This window comes from Streptomyces piniterrae, from assembly GCF_005048155.1.
Classification (GTDB): domain Bacteria; phylum Actinomycetota; class Actinomycetes; order Streptomycetales; family Streptomycetaceae; genus Streptomyces; species Streptomyces piniterrae.
This window is the reverse complement of record NZ_SUMB01000001.1, coordinates 634,423-649,876: the sequence shown is the minus strand read 5'-3', so window position 1 is coordinate 649,876 and position 15,454 is coordinate 634,423. Positions and strand designations below refer to the sequence as shown.

Genomic DNA, 15,454 nt, shown 5'->3' with positions numbered 1-15,454 from the left:
CCCGATCGGCCGAGTGCACCGACCAGCGCGCCGGGAACGTTGTACGACACACCCGATGCGGAGCACGAGATGCCGACGAGAATCCTGCTCGAGGGACGCCCCGGCGCGGGCAAGACGACCGTTGTCCGCCGACTGTCCACGCTGCTGCGCGCCCGTAGGACCATCGGCTTCACCACGGAGGAGATTCGGCAGGGCGGCACCCGGACCGGATTCGCGCTGGAAACGGTGGACGACGGTGCGCGAGCCGTCCTCGCGCATGTCGACTTCCCGGGTCCACCGCGGGTGGGCCGGTACGGCGTCGATCTGGGCGTCATGGAGCGGCTCGCGCTGCCGCCGCTCTGGTCGGCGGCAGCGGATCCGGCTCGTGGTGAGCTCGTGCTGATCGACGAACTCGGGCGTATGGAGCTGGCCTGCACCGCGTTCCAGGACGTGGTCCGGCGCCTGTTCACGTCCGACGTCGACATCGTCGCCACCGTCCATGCGAAGAGCGACCCGTTCACCGACGCCCTCAAGCGGCGGGCCGACATCGAACTCCTCCAGGTGAACCGGGCGAGTCGGGACTCGCTCCCGCAGGATCTGGCAGCCCGACTCGACCGTTCCTGACCCGCTCCTGACCCGCGCCGATCCGACGGCGCGAGGAGCGGGGGTCCGCCCCTCGGCCACCCCACCAGCGCGGTCATTGCCATGTCAGCGCAATTTCATCGGCCGTCTCTAGCGTCAACGCCGTTCGACGCAGGCACGACCCGACCCAAGGGGGAGACCCAGGCAATGGCAAAGATGAGCAGGCTGACACGGGCGATGGGGACCGCCGCCATGACGGCGGCGATGGTGGCCGGCACCGCCGTCATCGCACCCACCGTCGCGCAGGCCGACGACGTCCACCACTACTACCTGGAGGTGGGCGGCACGGGCGCCGCGGCGGACGAGTCCGAAGGCTGCACCACGTCCTATGCGGCCGCCAACCGGTCCCTGACCGAGGGCGAACAGATCGTTCCGGTCTGCTACCCGGCGAGCGCCGGACCGTGGGTGGGCAGCAAGCAGTTCAGCCCGGACCCGAACGCACCGAGCTACGACGCCAGCGTGGCGGAGGGGTACAAGAATCTGCTGGCCGCCGCCGAGGAGACCCACCGCCGCGACCCGGACGCACGCCTCACGATCGTCGGCTACTCCCAAGGCGCGCAGGTCGCGGACGTGGTGCTCCAGAAGATCGCCAACAACGAGACCGGCGTCCCGCGCGAACAGGTCAACGGCATGCTCTACGCCGACCCGATGCAGCCCGGCACCGGCGTGGCGGCCCGCGTCCCGAAGGGCTTGAGCGCGTTCGGGTTCACCTCCCCCGGTGCCGGGCCGGCGGAATTCCCGGGCGTTCCGGTGGAGCGGTTCTGCATCCGCGGCGACGGGGTGTGCGACGCGACCTCGCTCGAGTCCATCCTCGGCTACTTCACCAAGCACGGGAACTACCCGAAGGACGGCAACGCCATGACCCGGACCATCGCCAACGACGGCGGTAACGGGATCACCTGGCTGGACGCCTGATCTGACCGCGTCCGCTGCCGTGGCCCGTGGGGGGCGGCGGAACCACCGGCCCGGCCGACACCATGTGGCCGGGCCGGTGGTGGTGTGGCGTTCGCGGTGCGCCCGTCGAGGTTCGCGGGTCAGTAGTCGAGGTTGGGGTACCAGTCGCCGCGGCCCTGCGGGGTCAGGTCGAGGAGGTGCCAGACGGGGGCCAGGAGGTCGATGCCCCGCTGGTCGATGTCGTCGGCCATGCGGGGGTGGGTGGAGTAGAAGTGACGGATCGTGCCATCGCCGTCGCGGGTGAAGACGGAGAGGGTGGAGTCCTGTTCGCCGTCCTCGTCCTCGCTGCCCAGGTCGTATTTGAACGTGCTGTCGCCGCAGCTCAGGAGCCGTAGCCGGTGCCAGCCGCGGTTGCGGGCGTGCTGCCGCAGGGCAGGCGGGTCGGCGGCCGCGGCGATGACGAAGTCGGCGTTGCGGGCGACGTGGTGGGCGATGCCGTTGAAACCGTCGATCCATAGCGTGCACATCGGGCAGGGCGCGGTCTGCAGCTTGCCGTACATGAGGTGGTAGACGATCAGCGGGCGCTCCGGGGCGGTGAACAGCCCGCTCAGGCCGACCTCGCGGAGCGGGGTGTCGCCGGCGTCGAGGTCGGCGGGGCCCTCGATGAACACGTAGTCGTCGACGGGCGGGCCCTGCGGGAGTGCCCGTCGCCGGGCCGCGACCTTCTCCCGGTGGCGCATGAGGTCGATCTCGGCCAGGCGCAGCTCTTCGCGGGCGGCGAGATATTCCGCTGATTCCCCGGCCAGTCTGGTGTGCCGCAACATCGGGTCCTCCTGGGGTGGTCATGCCCCGTCCCCGGCCCGGATCCCGAGTTCCCCGTGACCGCGTGCCGAGCCGGTGTTTTCACGACGTGTTCAGGGCCGTGTTCAGCGGCCGACAGCCCGGCGCAGCTGCTCCTTGGTCATCGTCGAGCGGCCTTCGACGTTCTTCTTCTTGGCCTCCTCGTAGAGCTGGTCGCGGGTCGGACCGCCGGGTCCCTTATGGGAGCGCTCGCCGCCTCGCTGGGGTGCGGACTTGGGGTCGCGGAGGGAGGTCTTGCTCGCCGTCTTGGATTCGCCGGAGCGGGCGCGTTCCTTGTTCACGGTCCGGGAGGCGATCTCCTTGGCCCGCTTCTCCGAGACACCGTGCTCCAGCGCGTTGTCCTTGATGTGCTCGTACTGCCGCTCTCGCTTCTTGCTGGATCCTGCGGGCATCACTCTGTCCCCTCGTCGTTCAGCAGGTCCGGGCGGATCCACTGCGTACTACCAGTCCACGCCGGATGCGGGCCCGGTGCCAGGCGGACAGGGCCGACTGGGCTCGGCGGCGGTGCCGAAACGGTCGTCGGCCACCATCAGACGGACGGTCCGACGGTTTCCTCACCACCGGTACCGGCGTCCGCGTCGCCACCGGGGGTGGGACCGGCATCGGTGGAGCGCGGCAGCAGTGAACCCAGCGGCCCGAGATCCAGGTTGAGATCGTCCATCGTCAGACCGTGTGTCTCGCAGAGTTCCGACATGCGGTCCTGGAGGAGCATGAGGGTCATGCCGATCCGTTCTTCCTGCTCGGCACTCAGATCACCCTGGTCGGCGCGGTGCAATGCGGTGCGCTCCATGAGTTGCCGCAGGAGTTCGACGACCGTCAGCACCAAGGTGACCAGGTCCCGCTCCACCGTCTCCGGGTCCACCTTCAGCCGCCGGGATGCCATGGAGAGTGCCTTCCAAGGGAGCGTGGAAAGGGCGTGCGCGGGAGCACGGAAAGGACATGGGCGCCGGATCATCGCCCGTGATCGACCGGATGACCGCACGCAAATCGACACAGACCAGATCCACATCGGCGATGGACAGCACGATGTCCCCCGTGAGGACGGCGCCGCCGTTCAGGAGACGGTCCAGCAGATCGATGAGGGTGAGCTGCCGCCCTGCGAGTAACTCTTCCTCCATGTCAGCGGTCATCGCGTACCCCCGTCACCCTGGGATGACGTCGCGAAGGAGTACGGCGCCCAAGGACCGGTGATCTCGATGCGTACGCCGACGGCGTCATCGGCCAGGCCGGCCAGCGCCTGATGGAACTCCCCGATCCGGTCGTCGGGGACGAGATACGCCTCGTTGGCGATGTTCTCCCCCGTGCCGGGCGCCAGTTCACCTTGCTGTGTGCGATGCCGGACCACGGCCCTTGCGAGGGCGGCCGCCCTGCTCCGTACCTCGTCGGCGATGCCTCCCGCCGCCTGGTACACCTCGCGCTGGGTACGTTGCTGGGCCCGGCGCCGCTGTAGATACGCGCGACCTGGGCTGACCAGGGAGGACGCGGGGGCCGTGCCCGTTGCGTCAGCCTCGGCCGCAGCCGGGGCGGCGCGCGGGACCGCGTGGACCTTCACGCCCAGCTCGACGTGGCCTTCGAGCCAGGAGAGCAGTTCGCCGAATCCTGTGCCGTGCTCCTGAAGCATCGACCGCACGCGGGCGTCGTCGAGGTAGACCGTGGCCAGTCGCATGGGGAGCACCGTCGTGCCGGCGGCGTGCGCGGCCTCGACGACCGCGTGGTGCGTACGTGCCATCACCTCCAGGTCCGCCAGGTTTTCCAGCTGCGCCTTCATGCCGTCGGTGGTGAAGGCGTCCGCCGGAACGGAGGAGACCAGCGCTGCCAGGTCGCGGGCGACGACCGCCCGCACCCGGCCGCCCAGTATCCCGGTGGGCTGGGCAGCCGCGGCGCCGAAGGCGGGGCCGGCGCGACCGACGGCGTAGACGTAGGAGGACCAGGAGCCGGATTCCTGGGGGGTGGTGGGTTGGTGCGTGGGCTGGTGCGGGGGCTGGAACCGGGGCGATGCGCCGGCTGGGCTGTTCGTGACCGGCGTACGAGTGCTCACTGGCTCTCCTCGTGGTCCGTCTGGTGTGCGTCGCGTCCGTCGGGCGCTCCGATCGCCGCCCGCAGCTCCGCCAGCTCGTCGCGCAGCTGCTCGTATTCCTCGGCCGGCGGCTGCGGTGTCCGGGCACAGGAGGACAATGAGGGGTCGTGCTCCCACCAGTCGATGCCCATCTCCTTCGCCTTGTCGACGGAGGCGACGAGCAGGCGAAGCTTGATGGTCAGCAACTCGATGTCGAGCAGATTGATCTGGATGTCGCCGGCGATGACGACGCCCTTGTCCAGGACGCGTTCCAGAATGTCGGCCAGATTGGCGGAGGCCCCTTGCCCGCTGTAAGGGGCCGGGTGGCCCAAACGGCCGACCAGTGAATCGGACATGTGTCAGTCTTCCTCCTTCGCGGGAAGAGCTGTCAGACGAAGCTGTACGGAGGCAGCGGGCCGTACAAGCGGAAACCGTAGGTCCGGCCGCGCCGCTCCTCCTCCTCGTGCACCGCATGGGAGAAAGCGATCGCGTTCTCACGCTCGACGAGGAACGACACGTTGAGGAAATGGTGCTTGGTCGGTTCGCCGGTCACGGTGCGGACCGCTGACCGGGCGAGCCGGGCCACGATGTCCGTACGGGCGCGCTCCTGGCGGGTGTAGACCTCCCGCGAAATCAGCTCGCCGAGCGCCACCTTGTCGTCGTACGCGCCGGGGTTCTCCCGGGTGTGGTCGTTCAGCCGGCGTATCTCGTCGGACTCCCGCGCGATCTCCAGCATCAGGTCGTCCTCGTCGCAGGCGACCTTGAGGTGGTACTCCCGGCAGCCGTCCAGCTCTTCGAGGCGCTGGGCGTAGGTGTCGTGGGCTTCCTCCAGCGCGGAGGCGACCTGCTCGTCGTCGGGGCCGATCAGCCCGAAGCGCATCGGCAACGAGGGACCGTCCGCCAGAAGCCGCTCCTGGACATCCTGGTGAGCCGCGACATCCCGGCGCTTGGCCCGTAGCTCCTCCGGCGCGTCGCTGACCACCGCACACAGGTCCTTCGTCCGGATGGTGCGCAGCTCCGCCGCGGGGTTGCCCACACCGGCGATTCCGGACAGCCGGAGGGGGTGTTCGGCCCCGGTGATGGCGTAGACGTACGTCGTCATGGGTCAGTCCTCCTCACGTCGGCGGGCGGTGCGACGGCCGCCGGTGGCGGATGTTTTGCGGCCCGTGTGGGCTTCCTCGTGTTCTTCCTGCTCGGGTTCCCGGCCCTGGTGCAGGGAGTCACCGATTGCCTCGACGGCGCCTGCCAGTGCGCCCTTCGACTTTCTCCTGGCGCCGTTCTCGGTCGCCTCGCCCACCAGTTCAGTGAGCTGGCTCGGCGCCTTGCTGCCTGATTCCAGGTCCAGGCGATTGCATGCCTCGGCGAAGCGCAGATACGTGTCCACGCTCGCGACGACCACGCGTACGTCGATCTTGAGTATTTCGATGCCGACGAGGGAGACCCGTACAAAGGCATCGATGACGAGCCCTCGGTCAAGGATCAGCTCAAGGACGTCGTAGAGATTTCCCGAGCCGCTGCCGCTGGTGGGCGCGTTTTTTGATTGTTGAACGACAGTCACGGTCGATCGTCCCTTCCAGTGGACTGGAGCGGGTCATGGAACCGTTCGTGTCAGACTCACGCCATACGCTGCCGACACCTCACCCTTCAGGTGTCGAGGCGGCACCCTTCAGGTGTCGAGGTGGCCCCGCGCATACCGACGAACTCTCTCGTATTCCCGGAGCCGGCCCTTGGGGTCCAGATCAACGCGGTAGGAAGCCATCACACTGGTGGTGTCGGGGACCTTTTCGATCTCCACGACCTCCACATTCGCCGACCAACCGTCGTGTGTGGGCTTGAGCGCCGAAACCGTGCCGGGTTCACATCGGAGCATCTCCGCAAGTTGTCCCGAGGCATGGCGCATTGCCGCCGGAGCCGTTATCCGCTCCGTCCTGCCGCTGTCTGTCGCCCTGCGCTCCTCGTCTTCCTCGGTCGCCATGAATCCCGCCCTGTCGTACATCGTGGGGTTGTCTGTCTGGGGACGATTGGCCGTCTGCTGGCGATAGAGGTTCGGGTGCCCGAGGGATTCGGACCTATGCGTGGCGACCTCGTCCGAAGCACGGTTTTTGGGCGCGCCGTCCGCGGCCACGACATGACTACGAGCCCTGTGGGGCCCGTCGACCAGCGCTTATTGGTCGTTCCCTGCGCCAAGTCCCCCTGCTCGAAGTCGAATTGATGCGACCTCAGGACGGTATGCCCGAGGGCGTCCAGGGGCGCGGAACCCGAAAAACAGCCGAGGACGTGGTCTAGGAAGCCGGTTATTGGGCAGCCGCTGCACCACGCGAGGTATGCACCGCACATTTCGTACCTGCGTAATGCCCCAACCACCACTGAGGAGGCGTAGCAATGAGCACGGTGAAGAAGACGGTGGACGTCGAGGTCCCGGTCCACACCGCCTACAACCAGTGGACGCAGTTCGAGGAGTTCCCGACCTTCATGGCGGGCGTCGAGAAGATCACCCAGCTCGACGACCGGCACAACCGCTGGACCACCAAGATCGGTGGTGTGCGGCGGGAGTTCGAGACGGAGATCGTCGACCAGCTGCCGGACGACCGGATCGTCTGGCGGACCACCGCCGGCGACACCTGGCAGCAGGGCCTGGTCGGCTTCCAGCCCCTGGACGGCACCCACACCCGGGTGCAGCTCGTGATGGAAGTCGAGCCCTCCAGCCTGGCGGAGAGGGCCGCCCTCATGTCGGGAACCGTCGACCGCCGCGTCAAGGGTGATATGCGGCGCTTCAAGGACTACATCGAGCACCGCGGCGCCGAATCCGGAGCCTGGCGCGGCCGCATCACACCTGGCTGACCGCGCACCTGGCCGCCCGCATCGCGGCGAGCCGGGGCGTGGCGCGGCGCCACGCCCCGGCCGACGGTCAGGCGGTGGGCCTGAGGGCTTGTCGCACGGCGATCGCGTTCAGCCGGATGGTGAACCATGCGGTGTCGTCGAGGGTCAGCGCGCGCGTCTTCTCCCCGTCCAGCGCGACGGTCACATTGACGCAGAAGGCGAGGGCGTGGACGTAGCCCTCGGTCTCCTCGTCCTGGAGCGCGAACAGCAGGTTGTAGTAGTAGCTGGTGCTGTCGGTGGCATCCCCGTAGAACGAGAGGTGTGTGCCCTCCTGTTCGCCGAGCCCGACGAAGGCGTCGGCGAGCGCCGCCTCGGTCTTCTCCCAGAGGGCGGGGTTGCCGAAGGGATGGGTGAGCCCCTGGCGGACGGCTTCCCTGAGCGACAGCACCATGACGCCGACCGGAGCGGTCTCCTGGAGCCCCCAGCCACGGATGATCTTGACCGTCGAGCTGTCGGGGATCGCCTCCGCGGCACGGCTGATCTCGCCGAAGTCGTGGTCGACGGTCGCCGGGGCGATGGCGTGCTGGAACGTGTCGGCCATGCGCTGTGTCTGCGCCAGGGCGTCCGGGCCCACTTCGAAGACCGTCCGGAAGGTGGTCTTCTCGGCATCGGGCTGATCGGCCATGACTGCTCCTCACATGCGGAAATGAACACGTCGCGCCGACGGGCAAGTATGCCGTCGCGTCCGACGGGCCGATGCGCCGCCCTCCGCGGGGTGGCACGGCCGCACCGAGATGTCCGGCCCTGCCCCGATCGGTCGGGGCGGACAGGCCCTGGGGCCTCGGGCCTGGGGCCTGTCCGGTGGGCCGGGGTCGGAACGGCCTAGCCGGCCACCTTCAGCAGGAGCTTGCCCGTGCTCGTCCGCGACCCCATCAGCCGGTGCGCCTCCGCCGCCTCCGCCAGAGCGAACTCGGCGGTGACCGGCAGGGAGACCGTGCCGTCGGCGAGCTTCGCGAACGCCCGCTCGGCCAGCGTCCGCAGCGCGGTGGGGGCGGTGCGGGCCAGCATCAGAATGGAGAAGCCGCCGACCGAGAGTCCCGTGGGATACAGCTCCGGCTGCCCCACGCGCCACGGCTCGGCCGAGCTCGCGTTGCCGAAGGAGACCAGGCGGCCGAAGACCGCGAGCGAGGACAGAGTGGCCTTCAGCGTCTCGCCGCCGACCGGGTCCAGGCCCAGGTCGACCCCGCGCTCCCCGGTCGCCGTCCGGACGGCCTTCTCGAAGTCGCCGACGAACACCTCGTCGTAGCCGTGCGAGCGGGCGTACTCGGCCTTGCCTGCCGACGACACCACGCCGTACACCGCGCCCGCGCCCGCCGCCTTCGCCAACTGACCCACGACGGTGCCGACTCCGCCGGCCGCGCCCTGGACCAGCACCGTCTCGCCCGGTTGCAGTCGGCCCACCGTGTGCACCAGTGCGTACGCAGTCGGCAGCACTGTCGGGAGGGTCGCGGCCGTGCGCAGGTCGACACCCTGCGGCAGCGGGAAGACGGTCGCCGCCTCCGCGACGGCCACCTCCGCGTAGCCGCCGCCATCCGTGAGGGCGGTCACCTGCTGGCCGGCGGACAGCCCGGTCACGCCCGCGCCGACCGCCCGCACCCGTCCGGAGACCTCCAGACCGGGCCGGTAGGGCAGCGCCGGCACCCGGTAGCCCTCCGCACGTGCCTTCAGGTCGGCGAAGTTCACGCCCGCGTACGCGACGTCGATGCTCACCTGCCCGGGGCCGGGTTCGGGTGCGTCCGTCTCCACCACGGTCAGGACCTCGGGACCGCCGTACTCCACAAACTCGATCGCGCGCATGCCATTGCCTCCGGCTCGACTGTTCCTCGGCTGCTCGGCGAGGAGCATCCGACGAGATGTACCGACAAAGAAGTGTTCAACGAGGACTGTTCAGCGTGTTCAGGGTGTTCAGGGCGCTCAGGGCGCTCAGGGCGTCATGGTGTTCAACCAAAAGCGAACACTCGGCGCAGTGTATGGTTTCCATCGAACACTCGGCAAGCCGGAATCCGCACGGGAGGACAACGTGACCACCCCGAGCCATCGGGCCGCTCCCGAGCACACCCACCCCGACGACGTGCCCCTCCTCGCCGCACTCGCCGCCCTCGCCGACCCCGTACGACTCACCCTCGTCAGGGAGCTGGCCGGCTCTCCCGAGTGGTCGCGGGCCTGCGGCAGCTTCGACGTGCCCGTCGGGAAGGCGGCGCTCAGCCACCATTTCGCCGTACTGCGCGGCGCGGGCCTCGTCGAGCAGCGCGACCAGGGCCCCAAGCGCGTCAACCGGCTCCGCCGGGCGGAGTTCGACACCCGCTTCCCGGGGCTGCTCCAGCTGGTGCTGCGTCCGGACCGGCCCGACTAGAGCGCGCCCCGGGGCGACGAGGCCGGGTGGCGTAGACGGGCGGCGTCAACGCGCGGGCCCGCCGACCGCGGACCCACCGGCCGCGGAACCGTTCGCGCGTCAGGTCGTCGCGATGCCAGGGCCGCCGGCTGCCCGTACGGCGAGCCGGGCGAGGGCGATAGCGTCCGGGCTGCCCTCCTCGGCACTGAACACATGCATGACCAGGCCCGTTTCGCCGGGCGCCGCCGGCACGTGGAGGGTCTCGAAGTCCAGGGTGAGCAGTCCGGCGTCCGGATGCCGCAGCCGTTTGCGCCCCGCCGCGCACATGACGACCTCTCCGGTGGCCCAGATGCTCCGGAACTCGGCGCTGTGCTGGGACAGTTCGGTGACGAGAGCGGCCAGTTCCCCGTCGTCGGGGTAACGCCCCGCGGCGACCCGTAGTTGACCCACGGCTTCGGCCGCCCTGTCCTCCCACTCGGGGTGGACGAGCCGGGCGGCGGGGTCGAGGAAGAGGTACCTGGCGTTGTTCCGGTCGCGGCGGCCCGGGTCGCCCAGGCCGCCGGTCAGCTCGGCGCCCAGGCTGTTCCAGGCCACCACGTCGAGGCGGTGGTTCGTCACGAAAGCCGGAAGCTCTGCCATGGTGTCCAGCACCCGCTGGAGCAGAGGGCTGACCCGGGCCTCGGGCGCGGGGTCGCGGTGGGCACCGGCCAGGGTGGCGAGATGCCTGCGCTCCGCCGCGTCCAGCCCCAGCGCCCCGGCGAGCGCGTCGAGCACCTCCCGGGACGGCTGGGTGGCCCGGCCCTGTTCGAGGCGTACGTAGTAGTCCACGCTGATCCCCGCGAGCTGGGCCAGCTCCTCGCGGCGCAGCCCCCGCACTCTCCGACGGCCGCCGCCGGCGAGCCCGACGCGCTCCGGTGCGACACGCCCCCGGCGGGCGCGCAGAAAGCCGCCGAGTGCCCGCCGGGTGTCGCCGATGCCGTCGATCCCGTCGATCCGCTGGGCCGTGCCGTCCGTGTGCTTGATCTGGTCCACGCCGTCCATGCCTCAAGTATGGGTGGCCCCCGCAGTACCAGGACCGCGGGTCCGCCGGTCGAACAGGGCGCTGGCTACCCCACCCCACCTGCGCGAACGTGGCCGCATGAGCAATTCCACGCCGCAGCGGCAGAAGAAGATCCTCGTTGTCAGCGCCCACCCGGAGCCCCGTTCCCTCAACGCCGCCCTGGCCGACTTCGCGGTCGAGCATCTGCGTACGGCAGGGCACGAGGTGAAGGTGTCCGACCTCTACGCGATGAAGTGGAAGGCGGCGGTGGACGCCGACGACTTCCCCGACGACGCCGCGGACCAGCGCCTCGACGTACTGGCCGCGCATGAGCGGGCCACACTGGCGGGCCGGCTCTCGCCCGACATCGCGGCCGAGCAGGAGAAGGTGCGCTGGTCGGACGCGGTGATTCTGCAGTTCCCGATGTGGTGGTTCTCCGTGCCCGCGATACTCAAGGGCTGGATCGACCGGGTGTTCACCAACGGGTTCGCACACGGCCCGGCGGTCCTCCCGCCCTACAGCGAGGGCGCCCTGGGAGGACGGCGGGCACTGCTGTCGACAACGATCGGCGCCCGCGAGTCGGCGTTCTCCGACCGGGGTATCCACGGAGACCTCGCGGATGTCCTCCACCCCCTGCAACACGGGGTGTTGTGGTTCACCGGCATGGCACCGCTCGACCCGTTCGCGGTCTACGGCACGGTCGACCTGCCACAAGAGCGGTTCGCGGCGGTCAAGCGGGAGTACGGCCGACGGCTCGACGGACTCTTCACTGAGGAACCCGTCCCGTTCCGGTCGCTCGTCGGTGGCGACTACGACCACGACATGCGGCTGCTGCCGGGGGCGGAGGCGCCCGGGACGAGCGGACTTGAGCTCCATATCCGCCCGCGGGGCTGAGCGACCGGGGCACTGTTCGTGCGGGGGCCCATCCGGTCGTGCGGGGGGATCCATCCGCATCTCCGAGGATCCCTCCGCGCGAACGGGACCTGCGAAGATCCCTCCGCGGACTGTCACCGCATGCCGCCACTCACGTACAGTCCGTGATGACAAACGCCCCGTCAGGGACCAAGCCCAGCAGTTGAATCAGGAGAAGACTGTGGCCACCGAAGCCAGCCTCGGCGCCCTCCCGCACCCTCCCGGAACGGGGCGACCGGTCCCCGAAGCCGAGCCCGCACTCGTGGAGCGGTGGCACTCCACGGGAGGCGAACTGGTCGATCTGCTCTCCCAGGTACGCGAACGGTTAGGCGGTATCGCCGCGTTCCGCCTCGGACCGGCCCGCACCGTCCTCGTCACCGACCCCCATGCCGTCCAACACGTACTCGCCCGGCACCCGGACCAGTACGTCAAGCGCTCCCACCGCGCCCGCCTGCTGATCGGCGACGGCGTCGTCGCCGCCACCGGCGCGGCATGGAAGCGACAGCGCCGCTTGCTGCAAGCCCAGTTCACCGGCACCGGGATGCGCCGCTACGAGAAGCGGATCGCCGAGGCCGCCCGGATCACCGCCGAGCGCTGGGACGGGTACGCCCGCACCGGGCAGACCTTCGATGTCGGGCGGGAGATGCGCCGCTTCGCCCTGGACACCATCTGGCGCTCCCTCACCGGGCACCCCCTCGATGACGGGACCGAGCGTGAACTGGCCTCCGTGGAGGCCGTGATGGCCGCTCTTCCGACGCTGCCCGCCGATGCCACCGACGCGCAGGACACGGTGGCCGCCGACCTCGCCCGGATCGACGCGGTCGCCCGGCACGCCATCGAGACCGCCCGCAGCGGGGCGACCGGCCCCGACGGTTCCGGTCTGCTGCACACCCTGCTCGACGCCGCCACCGACCGCCCCGAATACACCGACCAGCTGATCCGCGACGAGTTGATCACGCTGCTCGTGGCCGGTCACGAGACCACCGCCACCACCCTGACCTGGCTCTACCTCCTCCTCGACCGCTACCCCGCCGCCCGCGAACAGGCCCTTGCCGCCGGCGCCGAAGGGTCGACGCAACGCCGCCAGGCCCTCCAGGCGCTGGTCCACGAGACGCTCCGGCTCTATCCGGCCGCCTGGATCCTGCCTCGCCATGCCGCCGAGGACGACACCCTCGCCGGCTACGCCATCGAAGCGGGCACCGACATTCTGATCAGCCCGTACCTCACCCACCGCGTTCCCGAACTGTGGCCGGACCCGGAGCACTTCGACCCCCGGCGCTTCACGACCCCGGACGGCCGCCCCACCCACCCGGGCGCCTACCTCCCCTTCGGCATCGGCCCCCGCGCCTGCCTCGGTCTGCAATTCGCGCTCCGCGAAACGACCGTCCTCCTCGAACACCTGCTGCCGGTCCACACCCCGGCCTTCCACTCCACCCCCACGAAGGCGGCGTACGGCATCACCGTCCGTCCCGACGGCGCCACCCCGGCGACGCTGGGACCGCCGCTCGCCTGAAACGGGCCGGAGGGCCGGGGACCGCAGCGAATTTCATCGAACATCAATTCATTCGCCGCACAGGGTGCCGCATTCGGGCGTCACAATACGAGACCACCGCTCGCACATGAGAAACAGCAATCACTCCCGGCACCGACTCCTCCCGGTCGGGTAATTGAATTCTGTTCGACGGTATTTATTTCCTCTACGGGCTTGCCGTGCATCGCTGATCCGGCGCTAATATTCCCATGCGTTCAACTCCCTGGCGCGACGCGAATTACGCGATCGCGACAGCGCCGGGATCAGTGCACGTCGATTCTCGGTAAGCCCAGGGTGACAGGTACACCAACACTGAGGAGCGTCATGAAGAAGGCATACGAAGCCCCGACTCTCGTCCGGCTCGGCACATTCCGTCAGCGGACCGGTCTCTTGGCGAAGCACGGCAACGACCGTCTCATCTTCAGCAAGAACTAAGGCAGTCGACTCACAGAATCGACACTATGCCCACGTCGTATGAGACGGCGGGAGTGGGCCCCGGTGACGCGCACTTCGCGGTCTTTCCGGACTGCGCGGATGCGGTCACCGCGGCCCGCTCCTTCCTCCGTCCAGAAGCCAGGTCCCTGGCGCATCCCTCGGGCCGGCCATGGCTGGTCGGCCGGTGGAGCGACCAGGAAATCGTCTCCGCCCACGCCGGGCAGGCCGCCATCGCCGTGGTGGGCTGCTGCCCGGTCGGCCCGGACGAACTCAAGGGGTACGCACACCGGTTGCGGGACCTCACCGAACTCGACGCACTGGCCCGCAGGCTCCCCGGCAGCTTCCATCTCGTCGCCGCGCTCGACGGGCGGCTGCGCGTGCAGGGGACCGCATCCGGCCTCCGCCTCGTCTTCCATACCGCCGTCGACGGTGTGCAGGTGGCCGCGACCAGCGCCGATGTGCTCGCCGCCGCGATCGGCGCCGAACCGGACGAAGAGCGGCTGGCCGTACGGCTGTTGCTGCCGGCGCCCTATCCGCTGTCGGAGACCTCGCTCTGGTCCGGCGTGACGGCCGTGCCTCCCGAGGACGCCGTGATCGTCTCGCCTGACGGTCGGACGGCTCGGCACTCGCGCTGGTGGACGCCGCCCGACCCGGTGCGTTCGCTGGCCGAGAGCGTGCCCTTGGTGCGGGAGGCGCTGTCGGACGCCGTCGACGCCCGTACGAGCGCGGGCGGCGTGGTCAGCTGTGACCTGTCCGGCGGTCTGGACTCCACCTCGGTCTGCTTCCTGGCCGCGCGGTCGGCGGCTCGTGTGGTCGCCAGCACCTGGCCAGGCCGCGACCCCGCCGACTGCGACCTGTACTGGGCCGAGAAGGCCGCCGGGTTCCTCCCGGACGTCGAGCACGTGATCTGGGACGCCGACGAATCACCGCTGGTGTACGACGACTTGCTGGCGATCGACGACCTCGTCGACGAGCCCACCATCGGCGTCATGGACCGCTCACGCGTCCTGCACCACCTGCCCGTACTGGGGCAACGAGGCAGCCGACTGCATCTCACCGGCATCGGAGGCGACCATGTCGCCTGGTGCTCGGAGGCCTACTACCACCGGCTCATCCGCACCCGCCCGCTGCCCGCCCTCCGGAACCTGCGCGGCTTCCGCACCCTGTTCCACTGGCCGCTGGGCGACACCGCGCGCGCTCTGGCCGACTCCCGCTCGTACGGACGATGGCTGGCCGACTCCAGCCGGCGGCTGCGCGAGGCCATGCCGCCGGCCGTCAGCGGAACCCTCGGCTGGGGCTCACCGCCGCGACTGTTCGACTGGGTCACTCCCGAGGCGGCGCGCACCGTCGCGCGGGCGCTGCGCGACGCGGCCGAGAGCGCCGTACCGCTCCACCCCGACCGGGGCATGCACACCGACCTCGAACAGATCCGCATCTGCACGAGGATCGTGCGGCAGTGGGACCGGATGGCCGCCCGCGCGGGGGTGCCGATGGCCTCGCCGTTCTTCGACGACCGGGTGATCGAGGCGTGCCTGGCCGTCAACCCCGTCGAGCGGGTCACGCCCTGGGCCTACAAGCCCCTGTTGACGGCCGCCATGCGGGGGATCGTGCCGGATGTGTGCCTGGAGCGCGCCAACAAGGCGCAGGCGTCCATGGACGCCTCCAACGGACTGCGCGAACGCCGCGGCGACCTCATGGAGTTGTGGGAGGACTCGCATCTGGCACGGCTCGGCCTGGTGGACGGTCGTGCGTTGCGGGAGCTGGCCCGACGGCCGTCCACGCCCGGCCTGAACGAGGGCAATCTGTATTCGACGATCGCCTGCGAAGTGTGGCTGCGAAGTCTTTCGCGCAATAGGCGAGAGGTTTCCAGCGGCTGAAATCCCAAGGGCGTTT

Annotated in this window: 19 protein-coding genes and 1 pseudogene; 8 read left to right on the top strand and 12 right to left on the bottom strand. The window is 69.8% G+C overall.

All coding sequences use genetic code 11. The annotated features are described in order from the left end of the window. The first annotated feature begins 69 nt into the window (after window positions 1-69). Window positions 70-603, top strand: a complete 534-nt coding sequence (locus FCH28_RS02760) for a nucleoside-triphosphatase (protein WP_136738028.1) — start codon at window positions 70-72, stop codon at window positions 601-603. A 174-nt stretch (window positions 604-777) separates the two neighbouring features. Then, entirely contained in the window at window positions 778-1,536 is a 759-nt protein-coding gene (locus FCH28_RS02755) for a PE-PPE domain-containing protein (RefSeq protein ID WP_246102296.1), read from the top strand. A gap of 119 nt (window positions 1,537-1,655) precedes the next feature. Here the strand turns inward: FCH28_RS02755 and FCH28_RS02750 are convergent, their stop codons facing one another. The 9 genes and pseudogenes from FCH28_RS02750 to FCH28_RS02710 form a co-directional block, all read right to left on the bottom strand. Continuing rightward, window positions 1,656-2,339 (bottom strand): DUF899 family protein, encoded by a 684-nt coding sequence (locus FCH28_RS02750; RefSeq protein ID WP_187363744.1) that lies wholly within the window; start codon window positions 2,337-2,339, stop codon window positions 1,656-1,658. Between the two features lie 102 nt (window positions 2,340-2,441). Further along, on the bottom strand, window positions 2,442-2,768 hold the full coding sequence (locus FCH28_RS02745; protein ID WP_136738026.1) for a plasmid stabilization protein: 327 nt from the start codon (window positions 2,766-2,768) through the stop codon (window positions 2,442-2,444). Between the two features lie 137 nt (window positions 2,769-2,905). Further along, entirely contained in the window at window positions 2,906-3,331 is a 426-nt protein-coding gene (locus tag FCH28_RS02740; RefSeq protein ID WP_222852377.1) for a gas vesicle protein K, read from the bottom strand. Window positions 3,332-3,401: 70 nt separating this feature from the next. Beyond that, window positions 3,402-3,494: pseudogene (gvpJ, locus tag FCH28_RS39985) on the bottom strand (gas vesicle protein GvpJ); the annotation flags it as partial. Between the two features lie 8 nt (window positions 3,495-3,502). After that, complete coding sequence (locus tag FCH28_RS02730; RefSeq protein WP_136738024.1) at window positions 3,503-4,414, bottom strand: GvpL/GvpF family gas vesicle protein; 912 nt, start codon at window positions 4,412-4,414, stop codon at window positions 3,503-3,505. Next, on the bottom strand, window positions 4,411-4,788 hold the full coding sequence (locus tag FCH28_RS02725; RefSeq protein ID WP_136738023.1) for a gas vesicle protein: 378 nt from the start codon (window positions 4,786-4,788) through the stop codon (window positions 4,411-4,413). Before FCH28_RS02725 ends, FCH28_RS02730 begins: the two co-directional genes overlap by 4 nt. A gap of 32 nt (window positions 4,789-4,820) precedes the next feature. Continuing rightward, on the bottom strand, window positions 4,821-5,534 hold the full coding sequence (locus FCH28_RS02720; RefSeq protein WP_136738022.1) for a GvpL/GvpF family gas vesicle protein: 714 nt from the start codon (window positions 5,532-5,534) through the stop codon (window positions 4,821-4,823). A gap of 3 nt (window positions 5,535-5,537) precedes the next feature. Continuing rightward, window positions 5,538-5,990, bottom strand: a complete 453-nt coding sequence (locus FCH28_RS02715; protein WP_136738021.1) for a gas vesicle structural protein GvpA — start codon at window positions 5,988-5,990, stop codon at window positions 5,538-5,540. Window positions 5,991-6,098: 108 nt separating this feature from the next. Further along, on the bottom strand, window positions 6,099-6,557 hold the full coding sequence (locus tag FCH28_RS02710; RefSeq protein ID WP_246102292.1) for a gas vesicle protein GvpO: 459 nt from the start codon (window positions 6,555-6,557) through the stop codon (window positions 6,099-6,101). Window positions 6,558-6,814: 257 nt separating this feature from the next. On the opposite strand from FCH28_RS02710, the gene FCH28_RS02705 reads away from it, so the two are divergent. Further along, window positions 6,815-7,273 carry an SRPBCC family protein gene (locus FCH28_RS02705; RefSeq protein ID WP_136738020.1) on the top strand — a complete coding sequence of 153 codons (459 nt, stop codon included), beginning with the start codon at window positions 6,815-6,817 and terminating at the stop codon, window positions 7,271-7,273. Window positions 7,274-7,340: 67 nt separating this feature from the next. Here FCH28_RS02705 and FCH28_RS02700 read toward each other — a convergent pair whose 3' ends face one another. Further along, complete coding sequence (locus FCH28_RS02700; protein WP_136738019.1) at window positions 7,341-7,937, bottom strand: Type-2Aa cytolytic delta-endotoxin; 597 nt, start codon at window positions 7,935-7,937, stop codon at window positions 7,341-7,343. Window positions 7,938-8,134: 197 nt separating this feature from the next. Then, window positions 8,135-9,109 carry a quinone oxidoreductase family protein gene (locus tag FCH28_RS02695; RefSeq protein ID WP_136738018.1) on the bottom strand — a complete coding sequence of 325 codons (975 nt, stop codon included), beginning with the start codon at window positions 9,107-9,109 and terminating at the stop codon, window positions 8,135-8,137. 223 nt (window positions 9,110-9,332) lie between these two features. Here FCH28_RS02695 and FCH28_RS02690 point away from each other — a divergent pair, with 223 nt between their 5' ends. Next, a complete protein-coding gene (locus FCH28_RS02690; RefSeq protein WP_246102291.1) occupies window positions 9,333-9,665 on the top strand; it encodes an ArsR/SmtB family transcription factor in 333 nt (110 codons plus the stop codon). Between the two features lie 99 nt (window positions 9,666-9,764). Here the strand turns inward: FCH28_RS02690 and FCH28_RS02685 are convergent, their stop codons facing one another. After that, window positions 9,765-10,685 (bottom strand): helix-turn-helix transcriptional regulator, encoded by a 921-nt coding sequence (locus FCH28_RS02685; RefSeq protein WP_136738016.1) that lies wholly within the window; start codon window positions 10,683-10,685, stop codon window positions 9,765-9,767. 97 nt (window positions 10,686-10,782) lie between these two features. On the opposite strand from FCH28_RS02685, the gene FCH28_RS02680 reads away from it, so the two are divergent. The 4 genes from FCH28_RS02680 (at window position 10,783) to FCH28_RS02665 (ending at window position 15,438) form a co-directional block, all read left to right on the top strand. After that, window positions 10,783-11,577 carry an NAD(P)H-dependent oxidoreductase gene (locus FCH28_RS02680; protein ID WP_136738015.1) on the top strand — a complete coding sequence of 265 codons (795 nt, stop codon included), beginning with the start codon at window positions 10,783-10,785 and terminating at the stop codon, window positions 11,575-11,577. Window positions 11,578-11,776: 199 nt separating this feature from the next. Further along, window positions 11,777-13,108, top strand: coding sequence for a cytochrome P450 (locus FCH28_RS02675; RefSeq protein ID WP_136738014.1), 1,332 nt, complete (start codon window positions 11,777-11,779; stop codon window positions 13,106-13,108). A gap of 342 nt (window positions 13,109-13,450) precedes the next feature. Then, the gene (locus FCH28_RS02670) at window positions 13,451-13,561 is read left to right on the top strand and encodes a keywimysin-related RiPP (protein WP_136738013.1); all 111 of its coding nucleotides are present in this window, start codon (window positions 13,451-13,453) and stop codon (window positions 13,559-13,561) included. A gap of 26 nt (window positions 13,562-13,587) precedes the next feature. Beyond that, the gene (locus FCH28_RS02665; protein WP_136738012.1) at window positions 13,588-15,438 is read left to right on the top strand and encodes a lasso peptide isopeptide bond-forming cyclase; all 1,851 of its coding nucleotides are present in this window, start codon (window positions 13,588-13,590) and stop codon (window positions 15,436-15,438) included. The last annotated feature ends 16 nt before the right edge of the window (window positions 15,439-15,454 follow it).